This is a genomic window from Oleiagrimonas sp. C23AA (assembly GCF_011759385.1).
In the GTDB taxonomy this organism is placed as follows: Bacteria; Pseudomonadota; Gammaproteobacteria; order Xanthomonadales; family Rhodanobacteraceae; genus Oleiagrimonas.
In genome coordinates this window covers 182,263-196,474 of the sequence record NZ_JAARLY010000001.1, presented here as the reverse complement: position 1 = coordinate 196,474, position 14,212 = coordinate 182,263, and the positions used below count along the sequence as shown (strand labels likewise).

13 protein-coding genes are annotated in these 14,212 nt (G+C 64.1%); 4 read left to right on the top strand and 9 right to left on the bottom strand.

Translation table 11 applies throughout. The features are described from left to right. Positions 1 to 4 precede the first annotated feature (4 nt). From HBF24_RS00905 to HBF24_RS00890, 4 genes are all read left to right on the top strand, one after another. Complete coding sequence (locus tag HBF24_RS00905) at positions 5 to 796, top strand: SDR family oxidoreductase (RefSeq protein WP_167167543.1); 792 nt, start codon at positions 5 to 7, stop codon at positions 794 to 796. A 41-nt stretch (positions 797 to 837) separates the two neighbouring features. Then, complete coding sequence (locus HBF24_RS00900; protein WP_167167540.1) at positions 838 to 2,280, top strand: aldehyde dehydrogenase; 1,443 nt, start codon at positions 838 to 840, stop codon at positions 2,278 to 2,280. Between the two features lie 130 nt (positions 2,281 to 2,410). Continuing rightward, positions 2,411 to 3,073: a carbonate dehydratase gene (gene can, locus HBF24_RS00895; protein WP_167167537.1), complete on the top strand. Its 663-nt coding sequence runs from the start codon at positions 2,411 to 2,413 to the stop codon at positions 3,071 to 3,073. Next, a complete protein-coding gene (locus HBF24_RS00890; protein WP_167167534.1) occupies positions 3,070 to 3,486 on the top strand; it encodes a RidA family protein in 417 nt (138 codons plus the stop codon). The genes can and HBF24_RS00890 overlap by 4 nt, the downstream gene beginning before the upstream one ends. Before the next feature lie 126 nt (positions 3,487 to 3,612). Here HBF24_RS00890 and HBF24_RS00885 read toward each other — a convergent pair whose 3' ends face one another. From HBF24_RS00885 to HBF24_RS00845, 9 genes are all read right to left on the bottom strand, one after another. Then, positions 3,613 to 3,915, bottom strand: a complete 303-nt coding sequence (locus HBF24_RS00885; RefSeq protein WP_240922032.1) for an STAS domain-containing protein — start codon at positions 3,913 to 3,915, stop codon at positions 3,613 to 3,615. A gap of 50 nt (positions 3,916 to 3,965) precedes the next feature. Continuing rightward, entirely contained in the window at positions 3,966 to 5,159 is a 1,194-nt protein-coding gene (locus tag HBF24_RS00880) for a methyl-accepting chemotaxis protein (protein ID WP_167167531.1), read from the bottom strand. A gap of 20 nt (positions 5,160 to 5,179) precedes the next feature. Continuing rightward, positions 5,180 to 6,274: a chemotaxis response regulator protein-glutamate methylesterase gene (locus tag HBF24_RS00875; protein ID WP_167167528.1), complete on the bottom strand. Its 1,095-nt coding sequence runs from the start codon at positions 6,272 to 6,274 to the stop codon at positions 5,180 to 5,182. 15 nt (positions 6,275 to 6,289) lie between these two features. After that, positions 6,290 to 6,970, bottom strand: a complete 681-nt coding sequence (gene cheD, locus HBF24_RS00870) for a chemoreceptor glutamine deamidase CheD (protein ID WP_240922030.1) — start codon at positions 6,968 to 6,970, stop codon at positions 6,290 to 6,292. Then, the gene (locus HBF24_RS00865; RefSeq protein WP_167167525.1) at positions 6,967 to 7,827 is read right to left on the bottom strand and encodes a protein-glutamate O-methyltransferase CheR; all 861 of its coding nucleotides are present in this window, start codon (positions 7,825 to 7,827) and stop codon (positions 6,967 to 6,969) included. Before HBF24_RS00865 ends, cheD begins: the two co-directional genes overlap by 4 nt. Positions 7,828 to 7,830: 3 nt before the next feature. Continuing rightward, complete coding sequence (locus HBF24_RS00860) at positions 7,831 to 9,603, bottom strand: methyl-accepting chemotaxis protein (RefSeq protein WP_167167522.1); 1,773 nt, start codon at positions 9,601 to 9,603, stop codon at positions 7,831 to 7,833. Between the two features lie 11 nt (positions 9,604 to 9,614). Beyond that, on the bottom strand, positions 9,615 to 10,121 hold the full coding sequence (locus HBF24_RS00855) for a chemotaxis protein CheW (protein ID WP_167167519.1): 507 nt from the start codon (positions 10,119 to 10,121) through the stop codon (positions 9,615 to 9,617). 73 nt (positions 10,122 to 10,194) lie between these two features. Further along, positions 10,195 to 12,330: a bifunctional diguanylate cyclase/phosphodiesterase gene (locus HBF24_RS00850; protein WP_167167516.1), complete on the bottom strand. Its 2,136-nt coding sequence runs from the start codon at positions 12,328 to 12,330 to the stop codon at positions 10,195 to 10,197. Positions 12,331 to 12,414: 84 nt separating this feature from the next. Next, positions 12,415 to 14,187 (bottom strand): methyl-accepting chemotaxis protein, encoded by a 1,773-nt coding sequence (locus HBF24_RS00845; protein ID WP_206064110.1) that lies wholly within the window; start codon positions 14,185 to 14,187, stop codon positions 12,415 to 12,417. Positions 14,188 to 14,212 lie beyond the last annotated feature (25 nt).

The following is a 14,212-nucleotide window of genomic DNA, read 5'->3' as shown; positions in this document are numbered from 1 at the left end:
CCGCATGCAACTGGACCTGAGCCATAAACACGCACTGGTCTGCGGTGCTTCGCAGGGTATTGGCCGCGCCACCGCCATGGAACTGGCTGCGCTGGGGGCCGATGTCACCGTGCTGGCACGCTCGCATGATGCCCTGAACGCGCTGGTACAGGTGTTGCCACGCACGCACCAGACACAAACCCATCGCGCCCTGGTGGCGGACATGCTCGATACCGATGTGCTGGCCGAGCGCGTCGACGACCTGGCCGGGCACCACCCGGTGCAGATTCTCGTCGGCAACTCCGGCGGCCCGCCGGCGGGTGCCGTGCACAGCGCCGACCCGGAGGCCTTCGAGGCCGCCTTTCGCCAGCACCTGATCGCCGCCCAGGTGATGCAGCAGGCGCTGGTTCCAGGCATGCGCGCGGCCCGCTACGGGCGCATCGTCAACATCATCTCGACCTCGGTGAAAGAACCCATCGCCGGGCTGGGCGTGTCCAATACCGTGCGCGCCGCCGTGGCCAGCTGGGCCAAGACCCTGGCCGGCGAACTGGCCGCCGACGGCATCACCGTCAACAACGTGCTGCCCGGCTACACTCGCACCGCTCGCCTGGAAGGCTTGATCAAGGCACGTAGCGAATCTGGCGGCAAAAGCCGCGAGCAGGTCGAGGCCGGCATGCTGGCGCAAGTTCCCGCCGCGCGTTTTGCCGAGCCCGAGGAAGTGGCCTCGGTGGCGGCGTTTCTATGCACGCCGGCCGCCGGTTACGTCAACGGCACCAGTCTGGCCGTGGATGGCGGACGCACGCGCAGCCTTTCCTAAGGCGCTGTTCTGGCCGTAACCGGCGCAGTAAGCTGGCGGCCATGGCGCAGCCACTCCCCAACCTGATCGCCGGACAGTCACGTGCAGCGCGCAACCCTGCATGGCTGGACGTGATCGAGCCGGCTACCGGCACACTTCTGGCTCAGGTGCCCGACAGCGAGGCCGAGGACATCGCCCAGGCGGTGGCCGCAGCCGAGGCGGCGCAACCGGCCTGGGCCGCCCGGCCCATCGCCGCCCGCGCCAGCGCTCTGCAGGCCTTGGCGCAGGCCATCGAGGATCGACTGGAAGCGTTTGCCGAGGCCGAGTCGCGCGACACCGGCAAACCGTTGAGCCTGGCGCGACGGGTCGACATTCCGCGCGCCATCGCCAACCTGCGCTTCTTCGCCGCGGCGGTGACCGCACACGGCAGCCAGGCGCACATGGATGCCGGCATGCTCAACTACACGCTGCGCCAGCCCCACGGCGTGGTCGGCTGCATCAGCCCGTGGAACCTGCCGCTGTATCTGCTGACCTGGAAGATCGCGCCGGCGCTCGCTTGCGGCAACGCAGTGGTCGCCAAGCCGTCCGAGATCACCCCGCTCACCGCCCATATGCTGGGTGAGCTGGTGGCCGAGGCCGGGCTGCCCGGCGGCGTACTCAACATCGTGCACGGCCGCGGCGCCAAGGCAGGTCAAGCCCTGGCCGAACATCCCGGCGTGCGGGCGTTGTCATTTACCGGTTCGTCCCGCGTTGGCCGTCAGCTGGCCGAGATTGGCGCCCGGTGCTGGAAGCCGGTATCGCTGGAACTGGGCGGCAAGAATCCGGTGCTGGTCTTCGATGATGCGGATATCGAGCGCCATCTGCCGACGCTGGTGCAATCAGGCTTCGCCAACCAGGGCGAGATCTGCCTGTGCGGCTCGCGACTGCTGGTGCAGTCGGGGATCTACACACGCTTTCGCGACCGTTATCTGTCGGCGGTAAAGGCCCTGCGTGTGGGCGACCCCATGCATGACGAAAGCGACCTGGGCGCGCTGGTCTCGCGAGCACACTTGGACAAGGTCACCGGCGCCATCGACCTTGCACGCGCCGAGGGTGGACAGTTGCTCTGCGGTGGCCACGCCATCACCCTGACGGATCGCTGCGCCAATGGCCTGTTCGTCGCCCCTACCGTCATCGAGGGCCTGCCTGCCCAAGCGCGCACTCTGCACGAGGAGATCTTTGGCCCGGTGGTCACCCTGCAGGGCTTTGATGATGAAGCCCACGCGCTGGCACTGGCCAACGACAGCGAATACGGCCTGGCTGCGTCGGTGTTTACCCAGGACATCGACCGCGCGCACCGCATGGCCGCCGCACTGGATGTGGGCATGGTCTGGATCAACACCTGGATGCGCCGCGACCTGCGCGTGCCGTTCGGCGGCAACCGGCTCTCGGGCATGGGCCGCGAAGGCGGGCTGGATGCACTCAACTTCTTCACGCGCTCGCGCAACGTCTGCGTGGCCACCTGAAGCGGCGCACCATGCGCCGGCGTATTTAAGCCTTTCACACACGATGCGCTAATCTTCACGCTCGATGCACGGCGCCATCGCTCCGCGGGCCGCCGTTCCCGTGCCTCGAACCGATGAAGGACACTGCCTCTTGAACAGTCTCAAAGATCTCATTGCCAACAACCGCCGCTGGGCCGAACAGGTCACCGCGGAGGATCCGGATTTCTTCCGCCAGCTTTCCATGCAGCAGGCACCGCGTTACCTGTGGATCGGCTGCTCCGATTCGCGCGTGCCGGCCACGCAGATTGTCGATCTGCCACCGGGCGAAATCTTCGTGCACCGCAACGTCGCCAACGTGGTTGTGCACACCGATCTCAATGCGCTGTCGACCATCCAGTTCTCGGTCGACGTGCTGAAGGTCGAGCATATTCTGGTGGTCGGCCACTACGGCTGCGGTGGCGTCGGCGCCGCCCTCAACGAAGATCGCCTGGGGCTGATCGACAACTGGCTGCGCCATGTCGGCGACGTCAAGCAAAAGCACCGCAGCGCACTGGCGAAGTTGGCCGACTTCCCGGCCAAGCATGACCGCCTTTGCGAGCTAAATGTCATCGAGCAGGTGCGCCACGTCAGCCAGACCACCATCGTCCGCGATGCCTGGGAACGCGGCCAGAAACTGACCGTGCACGGCTGGATCTACGGCCTCAAGGACGGCCACATCACCGATCTGGGCATCGATGTGCCGGGCAATGACGCCCTGGTCGACGCCTACGTCGGCGCCATCGAACGCTTGACCGGCGAGCGTCCCGAAGCGTGAGCGGCATCCGCGCCAGCTCCGCGCCGGCGCCCGTGGGAGCCTATCCGCATGCACGGCGGGTCGGCTCCCTGCTGTTTCTGTCCGGTGTCGGCCCTCGGCGCCCGGGCGATGGCCAGGTACCGGGCAATATCCTCGATGACCACGGCGCCGTGGTCGGTTACGATTTTGAGGCCCAGTGCCAGCAGGTATTTGCCAACGTGCGTGCCGTGCTGGAGGCATCCGGCGCCAGCCTGAAGCAACTGGTCGACGTCACCGTGTTCCTGACCGACATGGCCGGCGACTTCGCCACTTTCAACCGGCTCTACGCGGAGGCTTTTGCGGGCATCGACGCCTGCCGCACCACCGTAGGCGTCAGCGCCCTGCCCACACCGATCGCCATTGAATTCAAGTGCATCGCCGCCCTGAAGGGCTGAGCGGTCGCCGCCTGGGCGCTGCCTTCGGGCGACAAGCAACGGCCACAAAAAAGCCACGCGCCCTTTCGGTAGCGTGGCTTTTCTTTGTCCATCCATCGCGCGCCGAGTAGCGCGCGAAAATGCCCTTCAGTGCACCGTGAACAGCTTTTCGAAACCGGCCACGCGCAAGGTGTTGCGCAGCTCGGGGCCAGCGTTGACGATGCGTATGTCGGCGTTGTCACCGCCGGCGTTCTCGCGCAGCAGCAGCAGCATACCCAGCGCCGCGCTGTCCATGGCGGTGACACCCTCCAGGTCGATCACGTAGCTGCGCGCCTGCTTGCTCCCCAGGCAGGCATCGTGAAAGGCGCGATGCACGGAAAAATCGAAACGCTCCTGCAGATGCAGGGTCAGGCAATCGCGCTCGGTGTCGTGTTCTACGGTCAGGCTCATGGTACGGCTTCCTGAAAAACGGTGAGGGTCCTTGGCGTGCCGGCGACCGATCAGAACAGATCGATCTCGCCGGCGCTCATCGAGGTCTGCAAGGCCGGGCCCTTGTCACGCAGGCGCGAGCGCTCGCGCTGCATGTTCAGACGGTCGCGCATCTGGTCGGCACGGGCACGCGCCTCGTCGACCACACTGTGCGCCTGGATGATCGCCTCCACATCGGTGCTGCAGTCGGCTGTCACTTCCTGCAACTCGACCAGACGCGCACGGGTGGTTTCGATCAGCTGACGCAGAATGTCCTCGAACTGCAGCGAACGCACGGTGGTCGACACGTCCTTGCCCAGACCCTGCGCAATCACCGCCACCTCGTCGGCCGCGCGGCTGACGCGCGCATCAGACTCGCTGACATGGCTCATCATGGCGTCGATGTCACCCTTGGTGCCCAGCGCCACGCTCATGTCCTGCGCGGCCATGGCGCCAACCAGATCACGCAACTGCTCCATCGCCTTGCGCGAGCGCTCGACGTGGGTGCCAATCTTTTCGTTGAACTGGTTGGAGTGACTGGCGAGGTTGCGAATTTCACCGGCAACCACCGCAAAACCGCGACCGGACTCGCCCGCGCGCGCCGCCTCGATGGCCGCATTCAGCGCCAGCAGGTTGGTTTCTTCGGCAATGGTGTTGACGTTCTTGAGCAGCGCGAACACGGCATCCATCTCGCGCGACATTTCGTCGATGCGATAGACGATGCGCAAGCTGTCGCGCGACAGATGCACGATGAGGCTGACGAAATGCTCCAGCAGATCACCGGTTTTGGCGGTGAAGTCCTGCACCGAGATGCCGTCGCCAGTCCGTGACGAATCCAGGATCTGCTTGAGCAGCGTCTGCTGGGTCCCGGTCTTGCGAGACAGACCGTCGAAACCCGTGCCCAGCTCGGCGACGGCATCACGCAGCACATCAAGGGCCTGATGCAACTCGCGCGCGGAACTGCCCAACTCGTCGACGATGGCGCCACGCATCTCCTCCAGCGCGTTGCGTGCCGGATCCAGGTTGCCATCGGCCGTGGTCGCCGGCGCGCTCACTTCCACCACCTGACTGCGCAACAGGCGCTGGGCCAGCACGATCCACAACGCGGCCAGCAGGGCCACCACGACCGGGGCCACCCAGGCGTTATCCCAGATCAGCACGACGACCAGCGCCAGGGCACTGCCGACAAAGCCCGCGATCTGTTCGCTCTTTCGCCATGTTTGCATGATGGTTTCCATAACTATCTCTAAGTACCCGTAGCACGCTTGGTGACATGGGCGGCCATGTCCAACAGGCGTGCTGCAATCTTGTCCAGGGGAAGCATTTCCTGCGCTGCCCCCATCTTCCAGCCGGCACCGGGCATACCCCAGACTACCGAGCTGGCCTCGTCCTGAACCAGCGTCGGCGCGCCCGATTCACGCATTTCCAGCAGGCCACGCGCGCCGTCATCGCCCATGCCCGTCAGCAGCGCACCGACGCCAGCCGCACCCACACTGGCAGCCATGGAACGGAACAACACATCGACGCTGGGCTTGTGGCGGTTCACCTGCGGGCCATCGTGCAGCCGGCAAACAAAACGCGCGCCATCACGCATCACCAGAAGGTGCTGATCACCGGGCGCGATATACGCGTGGCCGGCCTGGATGGGCTGGCCATCACGGGCCTCGAACACGCGCATCGCCGAGCACTGGTCCATGCGCTGTGCGAATGGACCGCTGAACTGCGCCGGGATGTGCTGGGTGATGACAATGGCCGGCGCGTCCGGCGGCATCGACTCGAGCACCACGCGGATGGCCTCGGTACCGCCGGTGGAGGCGCCGATGGCAATGATGCGGGTGGAGCCGGGCGTCTGCAGCTGCGCGCGCGGCAGCACCGCGTCGGCCGAGTACTTTGGCACCACGTCCGGCAGTCGTTTGACGTCCTCGGTGCGGCCCTTGGGCTGCATGCCCGCTGCCGCACGTACCTTGGCACAGATGTCCTGCGAGCTATCGCCGAACGTACCGGTGAGATCGCTGCCGGGTTTGGCTACGAAATCGACCGCGCCCAGTTCCAGCGCGCGTAGCGTGACCTCGGCGCCGCGAGCGGTCAACGAAGACACCATGACCACGGGCATCGGCCGCAGCCGCATCAGGTTTTCCAGAAACGTGAGGCCATCCATGCGCGGCATTTCCACGTCCAGGGTCAGCACGTCCGGGTTCAGCTCTTTGATCTTGTCGCGGGCGATATATGGATCGGCCGCTGTGCCCACCACCTCGATGCCGGGATCGGCTTCGAGCATGGCCGTCAACATCTTCCGCACCAGGGCGGAATCATCGACGATGAGGACGCGCGTTTTGCTCATGTCCTTTATGCCCTTTTAGAACAACTCGACTTCACCGGTTATCGGCTCGTTCACCAATCGCTTGAGGTAGCTGCGCTCACGATCGGCCAGGGACTGATCCTGCTGCGGACGCAGGCGCTTGACCTGAGCCTTGCCGGTCCAGGGGAAATAGCGCACATGACGGGGATAGATATCCAGTACGTCCTCGCCAATCACCTTCAGGCCCTCGGTCTGCAGGTAGCGACGAACGAACTCGACATTACGCTTGCCGACATCGGTGACCTGGGCCAGCACCTGACCGCCACCGAAGATCTTTACCTCCAGCGAGCTGCGATCGGCACCGGCCTTGAGCACCGCGTTGATCAGCTGCTCCATGGCATCAACGCCATAGCGCGCGGCGCGTGACGTGGCATCGGACCCCCAACTGCCACGCTCACCCAGCGGCTCGGGCAACAGAAAGTGGTTCATGCCACCGATACCGTTGTTGCGGTCGCGCACGCAGGCTGCCACACAGGAACCGAGCACGGTGGAGACCATTTCCTCCTGCACCGTGGCGTAGTACTCGCCCGGCAGCAGCTTGACCGCCATGCAGCCAAGTGAGGGCTCCCAATAACGGCGGACATGCTCAAAACCACGCAGCACCTTGGCATCGGAATATGTCGGGGCGGTATGGAGCGGGGGTGAGGCACCATGGCTGGCTCGCAGCACACTCATCATGAGCCCTTCCTGTAAATGGTGCGGCCGACGAGCTTGAAGTCGTTGCTCAGACCGAACATGGATTCGGAGTGACCCAGGAACAGATAGCCGCCATCGCGCAACATGCCTGCATAGCGCGAGAACAGTCTTTCCTTGGTCGGCTTGTCGAAATAGATCACTACGTTGCGACAGAAAATGCAGTCGAACGGCCCCTTCATCGGCCACTCGTGCAGCAAGTTGAGCGGCTGGATGCGTACCAGCTCACGCAAACGAGGATGCACGCTGACCATGCCATCGTTCTGCCCCGAACCACGCAACAGCCAGCGCCGGCGGCGTTCCTCGCTGATGCCCTCGATGCGATCCAGGCGATAGGTCCCCGATCGCGCCGCCGACAACGCATTGGGCGAAAGGTCTGTCGCCAGAATCAGCGCATCGGCGTGCTTGTTGTGCTTTTCCATGGCCTCGGCCAGCACCATGGCGATGGTGTAGGGCTCTTCGCCGGAAGAACAGCCCGCCGACCAGATCCGAATACGCTGATTGGCCTTCAGCAATGGCGGCAGATACTCCTCGGCCAGGAAATCGAAGTGGTGCGACTCCCGGAAGAAGGCCGTGACATTGGTGCTGATGGCGCTGGAAAGCGCATCCAGCTCATTGGCGGGCGATTCGCGTAGCAGCTTGCAGTAAGCGGCGAAATCGGCAAGACCAAGCTCGCGCAGGCGGCGCGCCAGCCGGCCCTGGACCAGCTGGCGCTTCTGCTCGGACAGAGCGATGCCGCAATATTCGTAGACAAACTCACGAATGAATTTGAAATCGGCATCGGTCAGTATTGGCGCGGCCGAAGCCGACGACTGGGACAAGTCACCTCGAACCGCGCTCATGACTTAGAACTCCTCCCACACTCCGCTATCGGCGGTGGCGGTTTCAGATGGACGCGAGGCCTGCTGACGCTGCGGCGCCGGACTGGGCCGATCAGCCGGGCGCGTCGCCGGCACCGACGGACCTGGCGGCGTCACCGGCTCCATATTCTGTACCTGGGCACGCACATGCTCGACGACATCGGCACTGGCGGCGCGAGCTTCCCCAGTCATGCGGAAGAACACCATCTGACGCGTCAACTCGCCGGCCTGCTCCTGCATGGCGCGGGCTGCGGCCGCGGCCTCCTCGACCAAGGCGGCGTTCTGCTGGGTCATGTCGTCCATCTGCATGACGGCATTGTTGACCTGGTCGATGCCCGAAGACTGCTCGGCGCTGGCGGCGGCGATCTCGGCGACGATGTCGGTTACCTTCTTCACGCTGTCGACGATCTCGGCCAGCGTCTTGCCGGACTGCTCGGCCAGTTCGTTGCCGACCTTGACCTTCTCGACGCTGTCGTTGATCAGGCCCTTGATTTCCTTGGCGGCGGCGGCGCTACGCTGCGCCAGGTTGCGCACCTCCGAGGCGACCACGGCAAAGCCACGACCCTGCTCGCCGGCCCGCGCCGCTTCCACCGCCGCATTCAGCGACAGCAGATTGGTCTGGAAGGCGATTTCGTCGATCAGGCCGACGATGTCGACGATCTTCTTGCTGGCATCATGGATTTCACCCATTGCCGCAATCGACTGCGCCGCAACCTCGCCACCGCGCTCGGCCTGCTCACGCGCGCCCCGAGCCAGCTGGTTCGCATGGCTGGCATTTTCGGCATTCTGCTTGACGGTGGAGGTCATCTCCTCCATCGACGAAGCGGTTTCCTCCAGGCTTGAGGCCTGTTCCTGCGTACGCTGCGAGAGATCATCGTTGCCGCGTGAGATCTGCTGCGCCGCCGAACTGACCGCCTCGGCACCCTGACGCACCTCGGTGACAATGTGGCTAAGACGGCCATCCATCACGCGGAAGGCATCCAGCAGCTTGCCCAGCTCATCCTTGCGACCGGATTCGATCTTGTGGCCCAGCTTGCCCTCGGAAATGGCGTTGGCCATCTCGACAGCCTTGTCCAGTGCCTTGCCGATCGAGCGCACCAGCAATACCGCCACCAGCAGCGCGATGATCATGCCCACGATCAGGGAAATCACGGTGACGGTGCGTACCACTTCGAAGCGCTTGGTCTCCGCGGCATAAGCATCGGCGCTGTCCTTGAGCTGCATGCTGATCAGCTTCTTCAGCTCGCTCTGCATGATCATCAGGTTCGGAAGCACATCTGAGTACAAAGACTCCCGTACCCCGGCCTGACCCTGCTTCAGTGCACTGATGACATCGGCCATGGAGCTGTTGACATCGTCACGGGCGCTCTTGAAGTTATTGAACTGCTTGGTCAGCTTGTCGTCGACAATCGTCGCCTTGAGCTTGACCAACAACTTGTCGCTGTCAGCCTGTAGCGAGCCGACCTGGCTGAGTTTCTGCTGCACGATGGATGGCTGCTTGACATGAACGGAAGCTTCATCCAAAGCAATGAAGTCACGCAGCGAATCACGCGCCACTTCGCCGGTCATCGACATAGGAACGAGTCTCTGCTCATAAAGGCGACGAGTTGCGTCATTGGCATGCTGCATCCCGCTCAGGCCGATCCAGGCACCGATGATCAGCATCACGCACAACATCGCGACCACGCCCAACACACGCGAGCGCACCGTCAGCGCCGGCCATTTCAGTTGGGCAAGGTTGGGTTTCTTGATCTTCATGCTCACTCCGTTCAGGCGGCCACTTCCACCTTGTCTGCAGCCGGCAGGGCTGCTTCCACCGCCGCCAAATCTTCGGGGCGCATCATTTTTTCCACGTCCAGCAACATCACCATGCGCTCGTCGCGCGTGGCCAGCCCCTTCAGATACTTGGTGTCCACCGCCTTGCCCATCTCGGGCACCGGCTTGATGTCATCGGCGGTGGTGTCCAGCACATCGGAAACGGCGTCGACCACCATGCCGAACAGGCGCTCGCCCACGGCAACCACGATCGTGACGGTGGTGTCGGTGTATTCCTCGCGCTCCAGGCCAAAACGCAGGCGCAGGTCCATCACCGGGACGATTGCGCCGCGCAGGTTCAGCACGCCCAGTACATAGGCAGGCGTCTGCGGGATGCGCGTCACCTTCGACCAGCCGCGGATCTCGCGCACGGCAAGAATATCCACGCCGTACTCTTCCCCAGCCAGGGAAAAGGTCAGGTGCTGCGACCCCAGATCGGTTCCGTGGTTGATCTCGGACATCTCCAGTTCCTCAGGTTACGGAGGCGTGTTTGCCCCCAGTTCAGCCCTCATATCGGCGAGGCCGCCTCAAACTTTAGGCCGCGTGACCCGATCCGGAAGACGGCTCCCAGCGCGGTGTGGATAGCCCCCGTTGAGAGCCATGGTCCAAGCTGAGCAGGCGCATGAAGTCGGCGACTGGCATCGGCGCGTGTGCCAGGAATCCCTGTAGACGATGCAGGCCCAGGGAGGCCACCCAGGTGGCCTGCTCTTCGGTTTCCACACCCTCGGCCACGACCTTCGTTCCGGTCAGTCGGGAGAACCCGACCACTGCCGACAGCATGGCGCGGCAACGCACATCTTCAGGCAGCCGGCTGACGAAGAAACGATCCACCTTGATCACGTCGACCTGCAGCACGGTAAGCGTGCGAAGGTTGGAATATCCCGATCCGAAGTCGTCGATGGCCAGTAACATTCCCGCCTCGCGCAGCTGCGAGAACAGCTCGCGTACTCGCGGCGTGTCATCCAGCAATGCATTCTCGGTCAACTCGATGACCAGGCACCCCTCACCGATGCGAAAACGCCGCATGGTGTCGAGCAGGCGCTCGACAAAGCCGTCCTCGACGAATAGCCGCGGATCCACGTTCACGCTCAGCGGCAAATCGATGCCCTGATCGTTGAGCGTGTGCAGGTGCTGGCAGGCCAGTTCGATGACGTACCAGCCCAGGCGTCCCAGCAGACCGAAGCGAGCGGCGACATCCAGCACGTGATCCGGCGACAGCATGCGTCCGTCGGGCTGATGGAAACGCATCAAGGCCTCGGCACCCATCACTTCGCGACTGATGGCGCCGCAGATGGGCTGCAGATACAACTCGAGCGTCCCATCACGCATGGCCGCTTCCAGTTGTTCGCGCAAGGTGAGCAACTGGCGCGGCATATCTGCGGGTGCGCGCGGCATCTCATATAGGACATATCGATCCGCCTGCCGACGCCGCGCCGCACCCAGCGCACGCTCGGCCATGTAGGCCGGCTGATCGCCTCCCTGAGGATACAGGCAGGCGCCCACAGCAAATGAAACCGGCAGCTCATGACCGCCGAAGGTCACCGGATAGCTGATGAAGTCGACCAGCGCATCGGCCCAGGCACGTGCCGCCTGCGCATCACGAATGCCGGGCACGGCCACGCCGAAAGCGTCGGCACCAATGCGAGCCATGGCAGCGCCACCGGGCACGATCATGCGCAGCCGCTGGCCCAGCACGCGCAAAACCTCATCGCCTCCGGCCGAGCCATGCGCTTCGTTGAGCAGTCCGAAGCTGTCGACATCCAGCGCATAGACCGCCAATCCCTGCTTGCGCTGCTGTGCCGACTCGATCAATGACGATACCGCGCTGTAGTAGGACACCCGGGTCGGCAGCCCGGTCAACGCATCGTGACGCTCGGCCCGACGCAATGCGGCAGAGGATCCGGCCAACCGCTCATGAAAGCCCTGCAGCCGCTGCTCCACGCCGTACGAGAACCATGTGGCGACCAGGGCCGTGGCACTGGTCGCGACCACCACCTCGACCATGACCACCCCCAGCTCAAAAGGCGACCAGACATCGCCCTGTACCACCGGTGCTGACACCGACAGCGGCAGGATGACGAACAGCTCGCCAATAGCCAACAACACCGGCCCCAGTACCATCAGCACCAGTACCCGCATTGTCGAGAACAGATGGCGGCTGCGTCGCGGCCCCCGTTCGGTGCGAGCCGACCATATGCCGAACAGGGCCACCAGCAGGGAGCAGGCCAGCATGGGCAGCAAGGACTCAGTCTGATGCAGATCGGGCCAGCGGCCGTCGTCGGCAGCGCGCACCGTGCCCAGGTGAGTCCACAGCGCCGCCAGGGTCAGCACGGGAACGGCGATCAGCGTGCGCTTGGCATCCCAAGTCGCTTGCACGCTCACCCAAACCAGCGTCAACGCCATGCAGAATGCACCAAGCCACGCCTGAGCCAGCAACGTGAAGTCTTGCGAGATGCCGTGGGCCGGCCAGAACTTCAACGCCAGACAGAAATGCGCGCCCCAGATGGCATTGGCAATCGCCAGCGTGCCCAGTACGCGACGCACCTGTGATCTGTGCGCCCCGGGGTGAATCGTGCGCGATAACGGCAACGTCCACACATGCAGCGAGGCGAGCACGCCGAATACATAGGCCAGCAGGAGGTACGCCCCTGTCCACACCACCATGTGCATCCCCCCTTATCCATCGCAGACGGCCGGGCCGTCTGCGTATCCACTCCTTCCTGGCTTCCCGTGAGCACGGGATCTGCGCCTCGGCTAGAAGTCCTTCCAGGCACTGGCGTCAATGGCTCGCGAATCACCCGCTGCCACCGCCAGCTTCATTTTTTTCATGGGCTTTATCGTCGCCCCTGCAGGTTCGCCGCGCGTCTTGCCGCGCGCCGTCGAGGCAGCTGAGTTCACGGGCGCCACCGTCATATTGACCCCACCCCGACCGTCTTCGCCCTGGGTCGCCATGCTCGCCGCGCTCTCGTCCTGCGCCTGTGACTGCACGCGGAAGAACGCGACCTGCTCCATCAGCCGACCGGCCTGTTCCCGCATGGCCTGGCTGGCGGCCGCCGCTTCCTCAACCAGGGCGGCGTTCTGCTGCGTCACGTTGTCCATGCGCATCACCGCGCCATTGACCTGGTCGATCCCCACCGACTGCTCAGCGCTCGCGGCAGCGATTTCGGCGACAAGGTCAGTCACCTTCGTCACGCCATCCACAATCTGCACCAGGGTCTGTCCGGACTGCCCCACCAGCTCGGTGCCCCGTTGCACGCATTCGATGGAATCGGCAACAAGACCCCTGATCTCCTTGGCCGCGTTACCGGCACGTCCGGCCAGAGTCCTCACTTCGCTGGCCACCACGGCGAATCCTCGCCCGTGCTCACCAGCACGGGCTGCCTCGACCGCCGCATTGAGCGCCAGCAGATTGGTCTGGAACGCAATTTCGTCGATCAGGCCGACGATGTCGGTGATGCGCGTGCTGGAGCGACCGATGTCGTCCATCGCCTGCACGGCGCGCGACACCACCTCACCGCCGTGCTGAGCCTGCTCGCGGGCGCCCCTGGCCAACTGGCTTGCCATGCCCACATTTTCCGAGTTGAGCTTGACCGTGGCGGTCATCTCTTCCATCGAGGAGGCGGTTTCTTCCAGATTCGCCGCCTGCTCCTGCGTGCGATTGCTCAGGTCATCGTTGCCGATGGCGATCTGTGTGGCCGCCTCGTGCACCGAGGACGAGCTTTCACGCACGTCTCGCACAATGGAGGTGAGCTTGGCATCCATGGTGCGCAGGTTCTGCAGCAGGTCGCCAAATTCATCGCGGCTGACATCGGCCACGCGGTTATTCAGGCGCCCCTGCGTAATGGCGCTGGCCAGCTGCGAGGCCAGCTGCAACGGTCGGTTGATGATGCGCACCAGGCCGGTCGCGGTGGCGGCGAACAGCACCAACGCCAGCGCCAGCAGCCCCACCTGCAGATTGAAGGTGCGCTTATACAGGGCGTCGGCCAGCTGCTTTTCGTGCGCGGCCTGGTCGGTGTTGATCCTGATCAGCTGCGTGATGCGGTTGACCGCACGCGGATACAGCCGGTTGAGCTCGGTGCGCGTCAATGCCAGCGCGGTATCCTGGTCGCCGGCATCAAAGGCTTTCAACACTTTGACGCGCGAGGCGATGTAGGCATCGTGCGCCTTCACAAAGGCTTCGGCTGCCTCACGCTCATTCGGGCTACTGACGTTGGCCGGGTAGTAAGCCGCCCAGGACTTGTCGGCGAGAGCCGCTGCCTTGCGGACATCGGCCATCAGCGCCGGCACATTGGCTGTCTTGTGGTCGATTTCGGCCAGCAGCAAGGCATCCCGGGCCTCGGCCATGTGCAGGCGCACCTCGCCAAGCTGCTGCATGGAAAGGACATTGCGCTGGTAGATCCTGCCGACTTCGGCATCGGTCTGGTGCAGCGCACGCAAGCCGATACCACCCACCATCATCAGGATGCCCGCACACAGCGCCATCGCCAGACCGATCTTGTACTTGACCTTCATGCGGGGATAGAACATGACCACGCTCTCCGTATCCTTGCGG